Source organism: Psychrobacter sp. 1176_08 (assembly GCF_052850615.1).
This window is the reverse complement of the sequence record NZ_VXCU01000001.1, coordinates 480,056-499,681: the sequence shown is the minus strand read 5'-3', so window position 1 is coordinate 499,681 and position 19,626 is coordinate 480,056. Positions and strand designations below refer to the sequence as shown.

The 19,626-nt window shown below is 43.4% G+C and carries 18 protein-coding genes; 6 read left to right on the top strand and 12 right to left on the bottom strand.

Annotated features, from left to right (window positions below; genetic code table 11):
• The first annotated feature begins 68 nt into the window (after positions 1-68).
• Positions 69-1,256: a hypothetical protein gene (locus FW759_RS01995; RefSeq protein ID WP_446442125.1), complete on the top strand. Its 1,188-nt coding sequence runs from the start codon at positions 69-71 to the stop codon at positions 1,254-1,256.
• Positions 1,257-1,398: 142 nt separating this feature from the next.
• Here the strand turns inward: FW759_RS01995 and FW759_RS01990 are convergent, their stop codons facing one another.
• Entirely contained in the window at positions 1,399-2,376 is a 978-nt protein-coding gene (locus FW759_RS01990) for a GlxA family transcriptional regulator (protein ID WP_446442020.1), read from the bottom strand.
• Between the two features lie 107 nt (positions 2,377-2,483).
• Between FW759_RS01990 and FW759_RS01985 the strand changes: the two genes are divergently transcribed.
• From FW759_RS01985 to FW759_RS01975, 3 genes are all read left to right on the top strand, one after another.
• Positions 2,484-3,032, top strand: coding sequence for a cysteine hydrolase family protein (locus tag FW759_RS01985; RefSeq protein WP_446442019.1), 549 nt, complete (start codon positions 2,484-2,486; stop codon positions 3,030-3,032).
• 79 nt (positions 3,033-3,111) lie between these two features.
• Entirely contained in the window at positions 3,112-3,717 is a 606-nt protein-coding gene (locus tag FW759_RS01980; RefSeq protein ID WP_446442018.1) for an MBL fold metallo-hydrolase, read from the top strand.
• A gap of 120 nt (positions 3,718-3,837) precedes the next feature.
• On the top strand, positions 3,838-4,023 hold the full coding sequence (locus tag FW759_RS01975) for a hypothetical protein (RefSeq protein WP_446442017.1): 186 nt from the start codon (positions 3,838-3,840) through the stop codon (positions 4,021-4,023).
• 118 nt (positions 4,024-4,141) lie between these two features.
• On the opposite strand, the gene map is transcribed toward FW759_RS01975, so the two are convergent.
• Together map and FW759_RS01965 are read right to left on the bottom strand one after the other, a co-directional pair.
• Positions 4,142-4,915, bottom strand: coding sequence for a type I methionyl aminopeptidase (gene map / locus FW759_RS01970; RefSeq protein ID WP_446442016.1), 774 nt, complete (start codon positions 4,913-4,915; stop codon positions 4,142-4,144).
• Positions 4,908-5,114: a ParD-like family protein gene (locus FW759_RS01965; protein ID WP_062844777.1), complete on the bottom strand. Its 207-nt coding sequence runs from the start codon at positions 5,112-5,114 to the stop codon at positions 4,908-4,910. Before FW759_RS01965 ends, map begins: the two co-directional genes overlap by 8 nt.
• A 264-nt stretch (positions 5,115-5,378) precedes the next feature.
• Between FW759_RS01965 and FW759_RS01960 the strand changes: the two genes are divergently transcribed.
• A complete protein-coding gene (locus tag FW759_RS01960; protein ID WP_131397884.1) occupies positions 5,379-6,281 on the top strand; it encodes an alpha/beta fold hydrolase in 903 nt (300 codons plus the stop codon).
• Positions 6,282-6,298: 17 nt separating this feature from the next.
• Here the strand turns inward: FW759_RS01960 and FW759_RS01955 are convergent, their stop codons facing one another.
• Complete coding sequence (locus tag FW759_RS01955) at positions 6,299-7,645, bottom strand: aminotransferase-like domain-containing protein (protein ID WP_446442015.1); 1,347 nt, start codon at positions 7,643-7,645, stop codon at positions 6,299-6,301.
• Between the two features lie 386 nt (positions 7,646-8,031).
• Between FW759_RS01955 and FW759_RS01950 the strand changes: the two genes are divergently transcribed.
• On the top strand, positions 8,032-8,895 hold the full coding sequence (locus FW759_RS01950) for a DMT family transporter (RefSeq protein ID WP_446442014.1): 864 nt from the start codon (positions 8,032-8,034) through the stop codon (positions 8,893-8,895).
• A 56-nt stretch (positions 8,896-8,951) separates the two neighbouring features.
• Here FW759_RS01950 and FW759_RS01945 read toward each other — a convergent pair whose 3' ends face one another.
• The 8 genes from FW759_RS01945 to FW759_RS01910 all read right to left on the bottom strand — a co-directional run bounded on the left by FW759_RS01945 (position 8,952) and on the right by FW759_RS01910 (position 19,552).
• Positions 8,952-9,251: a DUF3325 domain-containing protein gene (locus FW759_RS01945; RefSeq protein WP_446442013.1), complete on the bottom strand. Its 300-nt coding sequence runs from the start codon at positions 9,249-9,251 to the stop codon at positions 8,952-8,954.
• Between the two features lies 1 nt (position 9,252).
• Entirely contained in the window at positions 9,253-10,938 is a 1,686-nt protein-coding gene (locus tag FW759_RS01940) for a PepSY-associated TM helix domain-containing protein (RefSeq protein ID WP_446442012.1), read from the bottom strand.
• 24 nt (positions 10,939-10,962) lie between these two features.
• Complete coding sequence (locus FW759_RS01935; RefSeq protein ID WP_131397872.1) at positions 10,963-11,253, bottom strand: DUF3649 domain-containing protein; 291 nt, start codon at positions 11,251-11,253, stop codon at positions 10,963-10,965.
• 36 nt (positions 11,254-11,289) lie between these two features.
• Positions 11,290-13,572 carry a TonB-dependent siderophore receptor gene (locus FW759_RS01930; protein WP_446442011.1) on the bottom strand — a complete coding sequence of 761 codons (2,283 nt, stop codon included), beginning with the start codon at positions 13,570-13,572 and terminating at the stop codon, positions 11,290-11,292.
• 412 nt (positions 13,573-13,984) lie between these two features.
• A complete protein-coding gene (locus FW759_RS01925; RefSeq protein ID WP_446442010.1) occupies positions 13,985-15,697 on the bottom strand; it encodes a multidrug ABC transporter permease/ATP-binding protein in 1,713 nt (570 codons plus the stop codon).
• Between the two features lie 170 nt (positions 15,698-15,867).
• Complete coding sequence (fhuB, locus tag FW759_RS01920) at positions 15,868-17,838, bottom strand: Fe(3+)-hydroxamate ABC transporter permease FhuB (protein ID WP_446442009.1); 1,971 nt, start codon at positions 17,836-17,838, stop codon at positions 15,868-15,870.
• Entirely contained in the window at positions 17,835-18,791 is a 957-nt protein-coding gene (locus tag FW759_RS01915; RefSeq protein ID WP_446442008.1) for an ABC transporter substrate-binding protein, read from the bottom strand. Before FW759_RS01915 ends, fhuB begins: the two co-directional genes overlap by 4 nt.
• Positions 18,788-19,552, bottom strand: a complete 765-nt coding sequence (locus FW759_RS01910; RefSeq protein ID WP_095570475.1) for an ABC transporter ATP-binding protein — start codon at positions 19,550-19,552, stop codon at positions 18,788-18,790. Before FW759_RS01910 ends, FW759_RS01915 begins: the two co-directional genes overlap by 4 nt.
• Positions 19,553-19,626: the final 74 nt, after the last annotated feature.

Sequence of the window (19,626 nt, the reverse complement as noted above, 5' to 3'; positions counted from 1 at the left end):
GCTATCGGTTGGTTGTATAAAAAGGATTTTTACTCATAGGATAATAGGAATGTGTCATGACCAAACTAATTTTCAAATCGTTCATGGTATTAGCCCCAGTGTTATGGCTACCAACAATCACCAGTGCTCAAGCCAAAGTCATTGAACTAAAAAGCGAGGATGGCAGCAAAGCGTTGAATGTGGGCGGTGTCATTAGATTTAACCAGCGTTATCAGAGCTGGGGAGACGATAAGTACAACTCTGGCTTAGGCGACCCTGATTTTGATATTTTTCGCTTGGATGTGGACGGAAAATATGATGATTTTTATTTAAATAGTAGTTATATCTTTCAAGACGATGATAAAACCTCAATCGAGAAGGCGTACGTTGGTTATAACGTCGATGAGCAAAACAGTGTTGAGGCAGGTTTGGTGTATAAGCCTTTTGCGATTTATCCTTACCCTCAAAATGGTTGGACCTATCATCTGCCTTTCTTTTTGGGTTACGGTAACAATATTGCTCCTGGTATAAATCTAAATCATGAAAGTACAGATTGGGACGTAAAGCTTGGATATTATCCTGAAATGTTGGCAGAAGATTTGCGGTATTCTCCTGAAAGCGGTGCTTATAGCGAGTTGGACAATACGTTCCCGTCCATGAGTCAATATGAGAACGAGAAGAAAAACCAAGTCAATGCGCGTATCGCTCGTAAGTTTGAAACGACAGCAGGCAAGCAGGAGATTGGTGTATCAGGTGCTTATTCGCAGCTAGAGAATGGTCTGACCAACGATGATGGCAACTATTATGCAGTTGGTCTTCACGCTAATAATAACTTCGATAAGTTCAATGTTCAAAGCTCGCTTATTCATTATGACTATGATGCCAAAAATCCTAGCGGGGTTGATGATAGTATGACATTGATGGGGGCAAATGGATTAACGCCAGCCTATTTTATTGCCTCAGAAGGAACGGTGGGTAGTGTGAATTTGGCATATACCATTCCGATGAAAGACATGGGGGCACTAAAAGCGGTCAAAGTATATAACGATTACAGTTATCTTAAAAAACATCATGATGACTGGTCTGACTCACAAATGAATACCATAGGTTTGATGTTCATTGCGCCGCCGTTTTTGGTTTGGTTAGACCATACTTACGGTAAGAACGCTAATATCATTGGGGGTGCGACTAATAGCACAGGCTTTACGTCAACGACGTCTGAAAATAGTGATAAATGGCTGTCACGGGTCAATTTAAATGTTGGATTTAGTTTTTAGCATCTATGAAAATAATTCATTAAGCTATGGCTTTAATATGACGAGTGATCCAATCAAGTAACCATTTAAATAACTGTCTAAAAACAAGTCTCCGTTACCTCAGCGTAAAGGAGGCTTTTTTCTACTTATTTTTTACTTTAATCTATTGATTTGTATTGAATCTCTGACGATACTCGCTTGGCGTCAATCCAACGATGCGTTTAAATATCTTACGAAACGCGCTGACGTCACTATAGCCAACTTTCCACGCAATTTGTTCAACGGCCAGCAACGAGAACTGTAAAAAGTCTTTGGCATTACCAATGCGCAATCGCTGACAGTATTCGGTTGAGGTCATGCCCGTGGCCTTATGAAAGCGACGTAAAAAAGTACGCTCCTCTAACTGCGCACAGTTTGCAAGTGTGGATAAATCAATATCTTGGGCCTCAGTTTTTTGCAGCCAATGTTGTACCTTTAATATGGCAGTATCACCATGGGTGAGTATTGGAGAAAACGCACTGTAATAACATTGTTCACGTCTTGAAGGATCAATCAATAGTGCACGAGCAGTCTCATTCATCACTTGCGATCCAAGAAAGCGATCTACCATTCTTAAACCCAAGTCTGTCCATGCCATTGCACCGCCCGCTGTCACAATATCACCATCTTCAATAATAATACGATCAATATCAAGTTCCACATCGGGGAAACGACGGTCAAAGCTTTCTACATAACCCCAATGTGTGGTCGCCTTGCGTTTGGCAAGTAATCCTGTTTCAGCCAGTAAAAAAGCACCAGCACACACAGAACACAGTATGACACCCTCTGAATGTTGTTCTTTAAGCCACGTTAGCCAAGGCTTTGCAGCTTCTACACCAATAGGCTCCTCTAACGTAGGCGGAATAATGATGGCGGAAATTTTTCCGAATACACTTGAATTGCTAGAAAAGCTAGGTGTCGGTTGCTGCCTAGTATTTTGTATTTCCCAATGACTCACTTGTAAGGAGTGGGCTGCATTGTCATGACGTTTGGCAGCAATTTTACTGGCAATGATCAGTAAATCAGTCAAGCCAAGTACGGCTGCCATTTGTGCCTTTTCATAAATCACCAATCCGATTTCTATAGGTTCTTTTTGTGTCATATGTCGTTATTAACCTCTTATGTGTCGATGCAGCCACTCGTTAGTGTAGCACAGCACTTGTAAACTGTACGCCTATACAGTTACTTTCATAAAAAAGAGGAATAATCATGAGCACACAAGCTCTTATCGTTGTAGACATCCAAAATGAGTATTTTCCAGCAGGTAAATTGCCACTTGTTGGTATTGAAGAAGCCACTGCTAATGCAGCTTTGGTGATTGAGTCGGCCCGACAAAAGGGTCATACCGTCATTCATGTGCGTCACGAGATGCCATCTGCTGAGGCACCAATCTTCACGCCTAATAGCAAGGGTGTAGAGATCAACGAGAGGGTAAAGCCAGTAGACGATGAAACCGTCATCGTGAAGCACTATCCCAATTCATTCCGCAATACGCCACTTAAAGACATACTTGATAACGCAGGTATCAAAGACATTACCGTGATGGGTGCTATGAGCCATATGTGTGTGGATGCTACCGTTCGCGCTGCCTTTGATTATGGTTATGGTGTCACCACGGTTGAAGATGCTTGTGCCACGATGGATTTAGAGTTCAATGATACCCAAGTGCCTGCAGTACAGGTTCATGCCACTATTATGGCGGCCTTCGAGTTTATGTATGGCGAAGTAGTTGATACGCAAACATGGCTTGCGCGTTAATTCTGAAGGTTTAATCAAACTCTCATGAAGCCGTAAAACAGACTCAGCAATAAGCATTTCATTAACAGGGTAGCAGATTATGAAAATATCGAAATTTTTAACAAGTACCACACTTCTAAGTGGCGTAATGTTTTTAACAGCATGTAGCACATTTGCCAGTCCTACGACTGATGTTAATGTCAATAAACAGACGGCTAATCACACGGTTGAATTTCAGCAAATCCGTAATGCAACCATTAAGCTTGGTTATGAAAATACTACGTTTTTGGTTGATCCGATGCTCGCTTCTAAAAACGCGTATCCAGGATTTGCAGATACAGTAAATAGTGAGACTCGCTATCCAATGGTCGACCTACCTCTGTCTGTTGAAGATGTGCTAAAGGCAGATGCCATTATCTTGACGCACCTACATGCTGACCATTGGGATCCAGCTGCACGCAACATAGTCCCTCGTGATATGACGATTTTTACTCAAGATGAAGCGGATGCTGTCATCGTGCGTAAAGATGGCTTTACCGATGTCAGAGTATTAACAGAACAAGGCATTGTGTTTAAAGGAACGAGAATTCATAAAACCATCGGTCAGCATGGTACTAATGCAATGTATCAAGTTCCAGCACTTGCGCAATCACTTGGTCGAACAATGGGCATGGTGTTCCAAAGACCTAACTACAAAACCGTGTAAGTAGCAGGTGATACGATTTGGAATAAGCAAGTAGAGAATGCGCTTAATCGCTACAAACCTGATGTCGTTATTCTTAACACTGGGTATGCAAAACTGACAACTTTTGATGATTCTATCATTATGGGTAAAGATGACTTATATCGCGCATATCAATTTGCGCCTGACGCCAAAATTATTGGTATACACATGGATACCGTCAATCATGCCACGCTCACCAAAGCAGAACTGCGCCGCTTTATTGAAGAAAAGCATCTGGATAAGCAGCGCGTACTGGTGCCGAACGATGGTCAGCGTTATAAATTCTAATGAATAATAGATAGAATTCTTGTAAAAGCCATGTCTAAACATCGTAATGCTAGACGGTGAGGGAATGCTTTTACAAGAGATCTATAATTCAAATTTAAACGTCTATCTCAGTCATTATCTACACACGCTCATCCTCTCGAAGCGTAAGCACTTCATAACCATCTGATGTGACCGCAATGGTATGCTCCCATTGTGCAGACAACTTTTTATCACCTGTAACCACAGTCCAACCATCGTTTTTCGTTTTAACTTTGGCCTTACCTTGATTGATCATGGGTTCAATCGTAAAGGTCATGCCTTCTTCTAGCACTAAACCTTTTCCCTCATGTCCGTAATGCAGCACTTCTGGTTTTTCGTGCATCTCACGTCCAATGCCATGTCCACAGTATTCTTTTACGATAGAGTACCCATGTTTTTCAGCATAAGTCTGAATCGCATGACCAACATCACCAAGCGTTGCTCCCGGTTTTACCATCCGTATGCCTTCCCACATGGCGTCGTAGGTTTTATCCACCAAACGTTTTGCTAGTGGTAAAACCTCGCCGATTAGATACATTTTGCTCGAATCTGCGATAAAGCCGCCTTGTTCTAAAGTGATGTCCACATTCACGATATCGCCTGATTTGAGTATTTGACTGTCTGAAGGAATACCGTGGCAGACGACATTATTGACGGAGGTATTTAGCGCATACTCATAACCATATTGACCTTTGCTCGCTGGACGTGCGCCTAGTTGATCGATGATATAACGCTCAGCAAGATCGTTAATCTCCATCGTAGAGGTGCCAACGATAATATTTTTATCGAGATAGTCAAAAACAGAGGCGAGTAGGCGTCCAGACTTACGCATGATTGCCAATTCTTCAGGTGTTTTTAAAATGATGTTAGCCATCGATAAGATTTCCTATGTTGATATCTGCTTTTCTCATCTCTTTATTGATAATTTGGGAATACGACAAGGTGGGGTTGGCCTCAGCAAGCATACCTATCTTCATCCAATACTCAGCTTGGGCGTTGATTGATCGCACCATCACAGTACTCGCTTTGCGAATCTCTTCATGTAAATCATCATCGATTTTTACGATACCCATGGTAAATTCCTAATATACGAAATGTATATGAATCGTATATCATTATCAAAAAAATGCAACAGTATTTTGTTAAATGAGAGTGGGAGTATTTTTACTGATAGGATGATAGCCAGTTTTTTTATGCTATATTTCTAAACAAAGTTCAAAACAAAACGTTAATACCAGTAGCACTGGATCGTTGGCTTCAATAAACCTTTTGGCCTTAATGAATACGTCTGTACTCAAAATATTTTTAACTACTTATCCCATAATAAGAACCGTACTATGCAAACATTCGAACGTATTATTAATATAAATGGCAAAAACGCCCGATATTATGATCTGTCTGACTTAGGGCAAAAAGCAAAAGATGCCAAGTCGACACCCGCACATTTTTATGGAGGTAATGGTTTTGCGACGGGGGTTTATATACCGCTATTAAGCAGGCTCAGTGAGCGCTTCGAGCTCAGTAGTCTGGCCATGCGTGGATATTGGCAAGATTTGCCAACGCTCAAAAAGCTGACCCGTGAGCAAGATGCAAATATGTTGATTGATTTTTTGGAGAAAACACAAGATAAGCCGGTGGTGGGTATTGGTCATTCTCAAGGCGCAACTGCGACAGCCATCGCTGCTGCCAAACGCCCAGAGCTGTTTTCACAGCTGTATTTGATAGAGCCGGTGACGTTTACCAAACCGCAAAAGCTTATGATGGATTTGATGCCAGCCAAATTAAAAATAAGTCATGAGCCATTTAAAAGTACACTCGCTAAGCAAGCAGAGTGGCAAAGTATTGAAGTGTATTATGACTATCTGCGAGCACATCGTGCCTTCAAACGTATTGATGATGACCATCTTTACGTTTTCGCAAAAAACAGCCTTGTTCAAGAAGAGCAGAAATATCGCTTACTGTTCACGCCTGAGCAAGAGCTGGCAAGCTACTTTGACACGCCATTCGTCAACGACGCACTAAAGACGCTTAATAACATAGCGCTTCCCTATACTATTCTTATGGGCAAGCCTTCTATCTTTATTAGCCAAAAAGTTCGCAAAGTCTGGAAAAATCTGGTTCCAACCACACAAATTATTGAGTTATCAGACAATGGGCATCTTTTGCCAATGGAAGCGCCTGTACAATGCGCGAATCTGATTGTCAAAACCTTTAATGATAGTGTGAGTGGTGCGGCATAACAGCCGCCAAGTGAGCGTTAGTTTAATGCCTGTGCCAATACCTCAAATATTTTGGCATCGTTTGCTTGGGCGACATTAAAACGCATAAAGCTTTCTGCATTTTTGGATTGGCTAAACGTATTTCCTGGAGCCAAGATCACGCTTTGTGCTAAGCAGTGGTTTGCTAACGCTGCGGCACTATTATTATCAGGCAATTTGCACCAAAGAAACATGCCTGCCTGCGGTATCAGCCAAGGCACAATACCCAGTTTGGTCAAGCGAGGCACTGTTTGGGCGCGGGCGCGTGCTAAGCGAGTATGAAGCGCCGCCATGTGCTTACGGTAGCCGCTATCCGTCAGTGCAGACAATACAACCGCTGCTGCTAGTTGACCGCCGCCGAAACCTGTGGCTATTTTCAAGTCCAATAAGCTCTCTACCCATTCATTAGGTGCAGCGATATAGCCGCAGCGCATGGACGCTGACAAGGTTTTAGAAAAACTGCCAATATAAAACACCTTTGATAACCCATCCAACGCCGCCAGTCTAGGCGCTGGTGTGTTCTCAAAATCGGCAAAAATATCATCTTCAATGATGTATAACCCAGCTGCTTGTGCCAACTGTAATACCCGATATGCCGTCGCTGGCGCTAAGGTTGCACCAGTGGGATTATGGATGGCGGCGTTAGTAATATAAAGGCGGGGTTTATGCTCGTTTAAGACCGATGCAAAGGCATCAACGTCTGGACCAGTTGGTGTATAGGGCACACCGACAACGTTCACCCGATGCGCTCGCAGTAAGGCATGAAAATTAAAGTAGCAAGGATCATCCACCACAACGGTGTCACCAGGCATCAATAAAAAGCGAAAAATTAGATCTATCGACTGAGTGCCAGATTCTGTCAATATCACCTGTGCGGGTTTTGCCTCAATACCCAAGCCCGCCATACGCCTTGTCAATAACTGGCGCAGCTCTAACAATCCTAATGGCGAGGCATACTCGCTGATTACTCTAGTATCTGCTTTGGCTACATAGCGTAAACCGCGGCGCATGCCTTCTACATATAACCAATCAGGCGGTAACCAGCCGCAACCAGGTTTTAAGGCTTCACTCGTCGTTTCAAAAGACTGTCTCGATACCCATAATGGGTCTATGGTTCGATCCAGATTTGGCCCTATTGCTGCCAAAGACAGGGGCGCTGTGATGTCGCAGACATAAAAGCCTGCACCGGGGCGAGAGGCGATGATGCCATCTGTTTGTAGTCGCTCATAAGCTTCTACCACCGTAGAGGGCGAGAATCCGTGATGTTTGGCAGTGGCGCGCACAGACGGCAGGCGCGTTCCTGGCAGGTAAGTGACTGTGGCTATTTTTGCCCTAACATCTGCCATTATGATTTCAATTTTGGTCATTTAGCTCATCTCAGTACACAATTGCTTAAAGCGGATTTTTAATCGAAGCCGACTATGGAAACTTATAGAGAGCCTGCTATCAAAGTTATAGCTAATCCTAAATAAAAAAGGTACAACAATAATGCTGGACTGCCAACGATATATTTTCGTCGCCTCTGTCTGCGAAGGCACAGCAAGCAAGAAAATATGACGTTGGCAGCACTGTGTTTATTTTATAGTGGAGTGGCTATAGTGCCCTCTTAATATTAAAAGAACTGTATGGGCAAATGACACCAAACAGTTCTGTCTTATTGTACGGTATTGTATATAGATAACCTATCACGCTTTTGGTGTAATCATGACATCAAACACACAGTGATATGATTATGAAAAAATTAACTAAAGGATGGATCAGCGGCCTGGTCGGCGTGGTTATTTTTGCAGGGTCCTTGCCAGCGACTCGCCTAGCGGTGATGGATTTTGATCCTATGTTTCTGACGGCGGTACGGGCCACGCTAGCTGCATTATTGGGTGGTATGGTTTTATTAATTTTAAAGCAACGTCTACCAACCAAGACAGATTTACCATCTCTATTTATTGTGACTTTGGGTGTGGTTGTTGGATTTCCTTTGCTAAGCGCCTTGGCTTTACAGTATGTCACCTCTGCTCACGCAACTGTATTTTTAGGCATCTTGCCATTATTTACCGCCATTTTTGCGGTTTGGCGAGGAGAGACGCGTCCACCAGTATTGTTTTGGTTTTTTGCTTTGTTGGGCAGCTCGTTTGTCGCAGGCTATGCCGCATTAAATAGCGGACATGCTTCACTAATAGGCGGGCTTTTGATGCTGGGCGCGGTGATGGCTTGTGGTCTGGGTTATGCAGAAGGTGGACGGCTGTCACGGACATTAGGCGGTTGGCAGGTGATCAGTTGGGCATTGGTGTTATCGCTGCCGATGATGGTACCGATGGTATGGTTGACGTGGCCAGAGTCTTTGGCAAAGGTGAGTATCACGGCTTGGGCAGGCTTGATTTATGTCTCTTTATTCAGCATGTTTATTGGATTTGTGTTTTGGTATCGTGGTTTGGCTTTAGGCGGTATTGCTGCCGTTGGCCAGTTGCAATTGATACAACCTTTTATGGCACTGGTACTGGCAGCTTTATTGCTTCATGAGATAGTCAGTACAGGTATGCTAATCAGCACGCTAGGCGCAGTGGCTTGCGTGGTCGGCGCAAAGAAGTATGCAGTTTAAGATGGAAATTAAAGCGCGTTTTGACTATACGCATTTGGCAAGTACTAGTTTGACAGTCAATATTTGACACGCACTAACTGTTCATAGACCATCATAATGAGATAAACCAAACCTGCAGCCACGGTCAAACTGCCAAACCATACCACCACAAAATAGCCTGTTTGGTATGAGGAATAGGTCAATAAAAACGCAATCGCTAATAGCGTGAATCCCAGCCAGCGTAGGCCTTGTCCTTTTGAAACAAATGGCAGTTTACGCTGAAATTTATCCTTATGTCTTTTACTGGTTATCATTAAGGCAATCATACCCAGCAGATTTACCAAAAATAGCAGCTCAAATAATACTAAATTCGACATATTATGAGATCTCTATCTGAGAGGCGACGCGACGTTTTGACTTCGTTTTTTGCTTAGGAGACATTTTCTTAAAACTGACAGCATAAGTGATGTAAGCAAATAGCAGCGCTAGTATAAAAAACATAACATCAAAGCTGATAAACAACGCATCACCACTCAAAACACTTTGGAGAAATCCACGCTCGGTAGTGAGACTATTGAGGAGTGGCGTGAATAAAAGAGATAGAGTAACCAATGACAATAATACGCGCCACGCATGACGACTAGAGAGTACCAACGTCAGTATAAAACTACCGGCCCATATTATAAAAAAACCGTCTATTTCCCATTTGGCGCGTGCAGTCATCTCTAAAGGTAACAGTCGGTTGAGCCATAACAGTCCTACCATAGCCAACGGCAATCCAGCCAGCGTAGCAATATTGAGTTTTTCCACCAGCCAAAATCCCACATAAGGTTTGTCCATGGTGAGCAATTGGCGACGACGTTTCACCGTCCAAAGTACTAATCCAGTCGCAATCATACCGCAACCTGCGCCGCCCAATAAAAAATACATCCAGCGTAGCCAGTAATCAGCAAAGCGTCCTGCATGCAGCCCTACCATCACCGTATGGGTAGTCACAGCAAGTGGTGGTGGCTTACTTTGCTCAAGGATGTCTCCTGTCTGCCCATCATAAATACGAAACGCACCGATTGTCGAGATTTGACGGTCGGCTTTGCCATCAACAATAATTTTACTATGGTCAGTATTGGGATGATTGATACTGACACTGGTAATCGCATAATTGGGATTGAGTTTTTGCCACTCTGATTGAGCCGTTGTTAATAGTGGGGAAATATCGACCATCGGTGCAGGTTGCAACTCAGTCGCATCGGCGGCTCGATAAGAGTAGATGCCTTCGAAAAGTTGCTCGGTATCAATATTGGCAACTTTGCCGCCCCATGGCATATACAGCGCAATCAACGTGATGATGCCAGTGAACGTAATCATGATATGAAAAGGCAGGGGTAGCACGGAAAAAGCATTGTGTGCATCAAGCCATGAACGTTGTCCTTTGCCCCAACGAAACGTAAAAAAATCGGTGAATATTTTTTTATGAACGATAATGCCTGCAATGATCGCAATCAACATCATCATAGATGCAATGCCGACGATTATTCTTGCCCATATCACACTCATATAATGCAGATCAAAATGCATACGATAAAAGAAATTACCACCCGCCGTGTCTCTTGGCATATATGTTGTTTGAGTTTGTGTATCAAATTGATAGCGTAGTCTTTCGTCGTCAGCACTGGTGGTGATATGTAAACGCTGCTCGTTACTCGTACTGGTCGGACCTTTGGTAATAAACCAGTTTTTGGCGTTTGCTTGAGTGGCTTGCAGATGGGAGATTGCCACACCAAAAGGCTCGGACGTCTGAGACTTGTTTGGCGAATTTTGCGATGAAAGGGGTAGGGCTGAGGGCTTAGAGACAGCAGTAATCTCAGGTTGCATCCATGCCGTCAGCTCATTATTAAAATAGCTGACTGTACCCATCAAAAAGATCGTGAATAACAACCAACCCAATAGTAATCCAAACCAAGTATGGACATCAGACATCAGCAGCCGATAGCCTTTTACCTTGGTTTTATCTTTCTGCTGACGTTTGGTCATCGGCACGGATTGGGTTTTAGTAGAGTCTGACATCAAAGATGACCTGATAATAAAAGTCTAAATAGTGGCATAACATATCAAGCCTAATATGCTTGATAGGCTCGCCACTACTGCCCATGCCAACCATAAGCGGCGTAATGAAAACACCAAAATAATCATAAGCGCACAGACCACGACACTTGTTATTTGCCCCCAATAAATAGCAGAAATGTCATCTATGGGTAACGCCAAAAACAGTAAGTCAGTGAGTACCGCGATGCCGTAGCTACCGCCAATCGCTAAAACAATACGACTGATAACGCTAAAGTCTGGTAGATAAAAACCGTGGCTACTACGGCGTTTACTCATGTAACGGCCTATGTATTCAAATAATTGGTATTAAAATTAAAAGCGATAGGTCAAGCGGCCTACCACATTTAATGGCTCACCATACGTCAGTTCACTGAAGGTGCTGCCAGCAAGATATTTTTGGTTGAATAAATTATTGACATTAAGCTGTGCTTCCAGATTTTCACTAACAGTGTATCTTGCCATAATGCTAGCAAGGGTCACATCATCTTGACTGTATTTTTCAGAGCGCTGGGTCACAGGGTTGGTAACGATGCCATAATAGCCATTTGACCAATCTATACCGCCGCCAATGGTGAAGTTGGGAATGATGTCGTCCATATCATAGGTGGCAAATAGGTTAAGCGTGGTATCAGCAAAACCAGTGTTAATGGCTTTACCACTATTGTCTTCAGCATTAAAATGCGTATACCCAACGCTTGCTTGTAGATTGTCACTAACCTTACCAGTGACTTCTAACTCTACGCCCTGACTGGTAGCACCTTCTGCTCCAAAATAAGCTTGTTCAGGAGGACTGGTACCTGGAATTTTATTACTACCGTCTGCTTGAGCAAGGTTGTCTTGTTCGATTCTAAAGATACTGATTTGGCTTTGTAAGGCACCGTTATCTGACTCGCTTTTTAGACCAATTTCATAGTTTTTACCTTCGATTGGATCGAGATAATTGCCATTGATATCACGCTGGGTTTGAGGCTTAAAGATATCGCTATAACTGGTATATAGGCTGTGATTTTTATCAATGTCAAACGTAATACCCGCATAAGGTGTCCAAATGTGATCAGATTTAGTATTCACATTTCGGCCATACTGCACACCTGAACGCTTATAATCAGACACGCGAGACCCCAAGATGACTGATAAAGGGTCCGTTAACTGGAGCTGGGTTGCAGCAAATACGGATTTTTCTTTAATGGTGACATCAGAGCTTCGAGTTCTGTCTCCCCATGCTGGTTCAGGGTAGCTGCCATCCCACTCAAAAAAGTTGGTCAGCGGAGCAAGGTCATCTTCAGCAGGTGGGGCATAAGTAAAGGTATCAAGGTCACTTTTGCTATAAGATCCGCCCACAATGAGTTTGTGCGTTCTGCCTAGCGCATCAAAATTACCCGTTAACTCAGTTTTAACATTGGTCTGTTTGCGTTCGGTATCTGCATGGAATACGTTGAAACCTAGTCCCAAGCCAGTGTCGACATTAAGTGGACCGCCAAAAAGGTAGAGTAGTTTTGGACTGCTGTCACTCTCATTGTAGCTGGCTTTGGTAGTCAGGTTCCAATCTTCGTTAAAATCATGATCGATATCAGCGAAGTAGTAGACATTGTCAGAATCCCAGTTTGTCCAATTGGCACTGCCATTTTTACTGGTATCCCAATCGGCTTTTGAGCCATCACTCAGGTAGTTTGGCAAACCACCCCACATGGTAGCTCTTGATTTATTGTGTTGACGGCTGGCACCGACACTGACTGTGGTGCTGTCGCTCACATCCGCATCAACCGTGGCATAAATCAGATTTTGACCCAATTCTTGACGATCGATGAAGGTATCACCATCTTGATAACTTGCGACGACGCGGCCCCGTATGGCACCGCTCTCACTCAATGGCTGACTACGGTCAATGCTAACACCGTAATTGCCATAACGATTGACATTGGCAGACAGCTCTGTAACAGGGATGTCGCTATCCGCACGTTTACGTATGAGATTGATATTGGCAGAAGGGTCGCCTGAACCACTCATCAAACCGGTAGCGCCTCGCACGACCTCAACATGATCAAACATAGCAGTATTGGCAGAGTATTCGCCCATCGCCGCTTGCTGAATAAAATTGGTGTTCAAGCCGTCAATTTGGAAGCTATTGATACCAAAACCTCTTGATGACAATCCATTACGCGCGCCATCAATGCTACTTACTTGAATGGCAGGCGATCGCTTAAGTACGTCTATTAGAGTATTAGAGTTTTGGTCTTTGATTTGTTGATTAGTGACGACGCTGGTAGCCTGCGGCGTCTCTCTTGCTGATAAGGCCAGCCCTGTGGCGCTACTGGCGACAGGGATGGTATAGCTATCTGTATTTTCTGTAATCTGTTTGTTTGTGTCTGCCGTGACTACGATAGTGGGTAGCGTAGTGCTTGGTTCTACTGTGCCGTCTGCACGGTTGATTTCGCTACCTTCATCTGTGGTCGTGGTTTGCTGTGAGGTTTCAGCATGAATCATCGAAGAGCTGACAGCCAAAGAAGCAATCGCTGAAAGATGCATGGTCTTTTTGACGAACCAACTTAACGTGCTTGGCTTATGTTGCTTTGTACTTTGTGCAATGATAAACATCAGATGATATCTCAATTAGAGTAATAGAAAAATTAGGGAGCCATTTCTCAATAAAGCGTTAGATGGCTGACCAATAAATAATTTGATAAGAAAATATACCGAGAAGCAATCTTAATTTTTGTACATGATAATGATAATTATTATGATTAGCAATACAATACAGAAATATTTTTGACACATAGTTTCTGGATAGAAGTTATAAGAGGGTTTACTAGAGAGGATGAATCGTAGAGTATTTATGAACAATGTTTTATATTTATAATTAGCTCATAATAATGAATTTACGCAATAGTAGCGCTTAATGGTAAATAGACATCTAGCAGTTGTTATTAACAAGAGTAGGGGGAAACGTATATAAGCGCAGTATTTCAAACAATACCGCGCTCATGGTTCGGCTTGATTTTAGCTCAATTTAATGCAGCATAGATATGGCATCGGCACTGGCACGCTGTCGTTCTTCAGCATTCAGCTCGATTAATTTACCTCGTTTCATCAACAGCAGTCGATCAGCATGTTCAAAATACCCATCATCGTGACTGATGATAAATAAGGTTTTGCCCATTGCTTTTAATTCAGGAATGAGCGTTTGGTAGAATACGCGGCGAAACGCAGGGTCTTGATCTGCAGCCCATTCATCAAGCAGTAAAATGTCTTTTTGTTCTGCCACAGAAATCAACATCGCCAAGCGTTTACGTTGTCCTTGCGAAAGCTTATCTGTCGATAAACGCTCGTCAGTCACGCTGACTTTGTCCTGTAGATTGAGTTTGTGCAGCCACGACGTTACCAACGTCATATCAGGATCATTGCCTTCGCGACCAACAAGCTGCTTAAACAGATGTTGATCGCTAAAAATAGCAGAAAATAGTTGCCTATAATCAACCACATTGGCATCCGAGACAACGTGCTCATCAACGCTTACCTGACCCATAGTTGGGGTAAAAATACCGGTAATGATCTTAGCTAAGGTAGATTTGCCGCTACCATTTGCGCCGATCAAAAAGATCACATCGCCACGTTTGAGCGTCAGATTGACATCGCTTAGTATATCGCCAGCCGTATCGTGTTTTTGAGTGGCGGCGTCTTGAGCATTGTTTTCGATATTTTGGTAACGATAACCAATATCGGTCAATGATATAGATTGCCAATTCTGTATGGCTGCATTGGTGGCAAATTCTGGATGATAATCACTGAGTTCTAGAGAGTGAATCTTATCCAATGCCACCTGAGCCGTTTGTATGGTGGGATAAGCACCGACTGCATGTAATAAAGGCGATTGCATAAATAAAATCGTTAAGGAAAAAGTTGTCGCAACCCCCATTGGTATATCAAGATAATTGGACAACGCGAACACCACCCCAATGGCGGCGAACATCATAATATTTGACCAGTTCACTGCTGATAAATGAAACGTATCGGCTTTGATCACAGATTTTTCATACGACTTAGCATGCGTCACAAAATCGGTTTTGTACAATTTTTCAGCACGGTGCTGATTCAAAGCCAGCTCTTTGCGTCCTTCGATAATTGATTGATAATCTTGATACAAAAGATCGTTGAGCTCTCTTAATCCCGTTAAATGCTGATAAACATGCTTCACTAAAATAGTACTGATCCAAATCGTCATTGCAATCCAAAACATGACAATCAAGAGTAATGGCAGCGAGAGCCAACCTAGATAAATTGCCACCCCAGTCGACAAAATTACCCCTTGCACCAATTCTGGCATGCGTACAAAAGCGACCGTAATTGATTGAATATCAGAGGATAGGCTAGCAATTAACCGCGCACTTCCTAGATTATCAATTTGCGGTACCTTGGTATCGATGATCTGTTTGACCAATTTGGTTCTTAGCTCATAGACAAATTTATGTCCCAAGCAGGTCAAGGTATACTGTGAGATAAAAGTTGTGACCAGTAGTAGTACTATTAAACCTGCAAAATAGCCCAAACTTAACCATGACAACGTATTAAAGACAGGCTGACTGATAAAGGTGTGGTTGATATAAGCAATAATCCCAACACTGACTGCCGCATTAACTAGGTTCAGTAAAATAACCTTGAGAAAAGGCAGGCGATAGTATGCCCAAATCATACGATACAAAGACGATGGAGTGCGAGAAGACATAATGGCTCAGTAATAGAATGAATGTTATGTATATTTGATGGCATAAAAGAGAGAGGAGAGATGTCCAATCGCTTTTTAGCATGTTATAAATCGTTTTAGGTGAGTAGGGGCGTCATTGACCCACAGTAAATATTTTTTATGCTTAGCTATTGATATCTAATGTTTGTTATTTACGCTCTGATACGGCGCATGAGATACAAGAAGTAGGCGCCACCAATGATGGCAGCAATGGTGCCAGCGGGTATCTCGTAAGGAAAAATAATATAACGACCAAGCCAGTCTGCGATTACCATCAAAGCGGCACCCAAGATGGCAGCCAGTTGCAGCTGACGTTTGAGCTGAACCGCGCCAAGCGTTGTCGCCAAATGAGGAATCATCAATCCCACAAAACTGAGTGGACCCACAGCCAATGTCGATATGGTACTAAGCGCTGCTACCAAGATTAATATCAAGCTTTGGAATAGTCTTAAAGAAACGCCAAGCTCACGCGCTATTCCACTGCCCAAACTCAATATCTCTAAGGGTCTTACTATCATAAAACTCAATAAAAAAAGTGCGGCAGCAAACGCCACAAGCAGCCAAGCAGTCTCAGGACTGGCAAGATAAGTAGATCCTGACAGCCAGCTGAGAACTGCTTGTAATCGTTGATCTCCGGATATCTTGACCAGACTTAACACACCGCCCATTAAGGCAGCAATCGCCACCCCCACCAATAATAAGTAAGCAGCATTCACTCTGCGAGCCAGCCACAAGATCAAACAAAGCACAATAGAGGCGCCCAATAATCCCGATAGTACGATGCCTGTATAGCCAAAGCTGGGTAGGAAAATAAACGCTAATACCACGCCTATTGCCGAGCCTGAACTGATGCCTAATACCTCGGGGCTAGCCATAGGGTTACGAGTCAACGTTTGTAATAATACGCCAGCAGTTGCCAGCATGACGCCCGTGGCCGCTGCACTCAAGGTACGAGGGAGTCTAAAATCAACAATTAAATCCCATACGGCATTTAGCTGCCAACCGTTGGCGGTAGCAGTAAATACGAGTATGCTGCCTATTAGCAAAACTAAAGCAATGCTCCAAGCAAGCAAGTGTGTCTCACGACGTTCTGAGACAAGCGTTGGTGCAAGCTCCTCAGTATGCTGGCGACTTTGCATCATAATCAGCCATATAACCAACGGCGCACCCAGTAACGCCGTCATCGCATCAGCAGGAATATTGAGAGACAGATAATGCTGTAGTATCGTTGTGACATTACTGGTAATCCATAATAAAAGCGCCCCAAACCCATATCCCAATAACAGACGATACCCGATATGTCTGACAGAAAACACATTGACGAGAGTTGCCGCGCCCAAACCAATAAATCCAATAGGGCCTACGCGACTGACAACAAGCGCTGTTAAAATCGCCACCAATCCTATTACCAATCCACGAATAAGATTGACAGGCACGCCCAAGCTTTTGGCTTGTCGATCATCTAGGCTCATGATTTCTAGCGGCTTTAACAATGGCATTAAGCTGATAAAAGCAACCACGCTAGCAATGGTCAAAGCGACAGATACTTGCCAATTATTTTGGGTAAGACTGCCTGCTGCCCATACCATAATATTCAGGGATTCTTCAGCATAATAGATTAATAATAAAGCCGCGATAGCACCCAGCAAAATATTGGTGACCAGCCCCCCTAGTACCAGTACCAAAGGATTCATGCGACTAGGAGCAGCTAGGATAAAGACGATTGCCATACTGCTGATAGCACCAATAAAAGCCACCCAAAAGCTGCCACCCAAATTGAAACTGGGGAAGAATAAAGTGACCAGCAGCAAGGCTATGTTTGCACCGCTACCGACGGCTAGGGTTGTGTCTGAAGCAAGCGTATTTTTTACCAGCTGCTGTAGCAACACACTGACTAATCCTAAGAGACCGCCAGCCGTTGATGCAACCAGCATCGTCGGTAAGATTTGTAGCTGGATACTCATGTCCGCAAGGGATAAGTCAAATGATGGGGTAAACAGCTCCATAAAAGGCAGGTTCCATAGCTGATGCACGACTGCATAACTACTGACCACCGCCATTACTATTAAAAAAACAACCATCAGATAGATACGGCTGGTAGACGAAAAAGTATTTTTAATCATAAGTCGGTATTGCCTACAAAAGTGGCATTCATGAGACGATCGGCCAAGACATTCATAGAGGCGACGCCACTATTGTTCCATGTGGCAGGTAGTACAGTAAGACAACGGCTTTTACCAGCGGATTTGGAGTTTTCGTGAAAAGAATATCCCAAGCGCTGCCACACTAGACTATCTTCTAACTCTAGCTTCAGAAGGTCACCGATAGGTTCAACGACCACAAGACACGTATCATCATCAAGCTGCGCTAAGTCGCCAAGCATGATGGGCATAAATCCCCATTCGTTACCATCTGCAAATGCGGTTAGCTCCAGACCCATGGTATCTAAAGCGGGTTGAAACAAACTGTTGTACGAAAACATGCGCAAATTATTGGTGTCAGCAAATTGTACGACTGCCATTTTTTTGATATGAGGATAGCGTTTATGAAACGTCTGGCCCGCTTGTGTTATCTGCTCTTTACTCTTATCTAAATACATTTGAGCGGCTTGCGGCTGATTGATGGATCGTCCTAATTCTAAGGTTGGCTCTATAAAATCTTCCCATTTTGCCATCTGATTTGGACTGGTCAATTCGATAGAATGAATAGGTAAGTCGCCGTACATAGGTTGCAGATGCTTATAAAAAGCGTTGTCTATCACCACATCTAAGTCAAGCTGAGAGAACATTTCAGGATTGGGCTGATAGCGTGTGCCCACATCGTAGGTATCTGTGGGTATCAGCGGTTTTCCGACCCATTCTTTATAAAACGTTTTGTCACCCATGGCAACTGGCGGATATCCCATACCCGTTAGCGTTGCAGCAATGCCCCAATCTGGAGTCATCACGCTGAGCGTCTTTTGAGGGTTTGAAGCGTTCAGTGCTGCTGGCGTCGCATCGGATGATTGGCAGCTACTCAGCAATAAGCTTGAGCATAGTGCCATACAGAGTCCAATCGAGGAGGGTATCGCTTTCATATAACCGCTACTTTGTGATTAGTGTCGGGATGAGTTAGCAAGGTAAAATCCACCCCAAATATCGACTGTAGTACTTCTTTTTGCATGGTGCTTGGGACATCACCCATATGGCAAAGCTGACCTTGTTTTAGCGCAATGAATTCATCACAAAATCTTGCTGCCAGATTGAGGTCATGCAAGATGATGACCACGCCCAAACCTTGCTGATCAACCAACTGCCGAATCAGTTTTAGCACCTCGACTTGATACACCACGTCAAGTGCTGCTAATGGCTCATCCAATAGTAAAAATTCTGTTTGTTGTGCTAAACACATTGCCAACCACACACGAGCGCGTTCGCCACCCGATAAGGTAGATACTTGACGGTCTCTAAAAGCCTCGACTTGAGTCAGCGTAATGGCTTTGTTCACATGTTCATGATCTTGCGCGCTCGGTTTTTGTAGCCATTTTTGATGAGGATAGCGCCCTAGCATGACCAGCTCATAGACCGTAAATGCACCAGCATCAGGTAGATTTTGGGGTAGGTAGGCGAGATTTTGCGCAAGCGCCTTGGCCGAAAAATCCTTTAGATTGTGCTCATTAATAAGAATGTCACCTTGAGTCGGTGTCATTTCTCCTGCCATCGCCTTGATAAGACTAGATTTGCCCGAACCATTATGACCAATCAAAGCATATAGCTTCTTCGGTTTAATTTTAAAAGAAATGGGTTGCAGCAATACTTTCTTTTGGCGTATCAAGCTTAACTTATTGATGTACATCATAGTGAGCAGTCTAAAGTAAATGAAGCATTCTAAATAAAAAGGACTTAATAATGCAAATGATTTTCATTTTTATT